We start from the raw sequence: 255 nt of genomic DNA, 5'->3' as shown, positions 1-255 counted from the left end.
ACCAGGGACTGGCCGTTCCGCAGGTCTGCCGCGACCTGAATATTGGTGAGACCGCCGTCCGGCGCTGGGTGCAGCAGTACGAGGCTGAACAGCTGGGAGATGTCGGAATCGGCAAACCGTTGACTGCTGAGCAACAACGTATCCGGCAGTTGGAGCAGGAAAATCGCCAGCTCAAGATGGATAACGATGTATTAAAAAAGGCTACCGCCTTCTTTGCCCGCGAGCTGAAGTAACGTATCGCTTGGTTCGGCAGCT

Annotated in this window: 1 pseudogene; it reads left to right on the top strand. The window is 56.5% G+C overall.

What is annotated here, in order from left to right:
- Window positions 1-203, top strand: a pseudogene (locus AACY49_RS31570) (transposase); the annotation flags it as partial.
- Window positions 204-255: the final 52 nt, after the last annotated feature.

It is taken from the genome of Pseudomonas sp. EL_65y_Pfl2_R96 (assembly GCF_963970905.1).
In the GTDB taxonomy this organism is placed as follows: Bacteria; Pseudomonadota; Gammaproteobacteria; order Pseudomonadales; family Pseudomonadaceae; genus Aquipseudomonas.
Note: the sequence above shows the minus strand (reverse complement) of the source record. Positions and strands in the feature narration are given on the sequence as shown.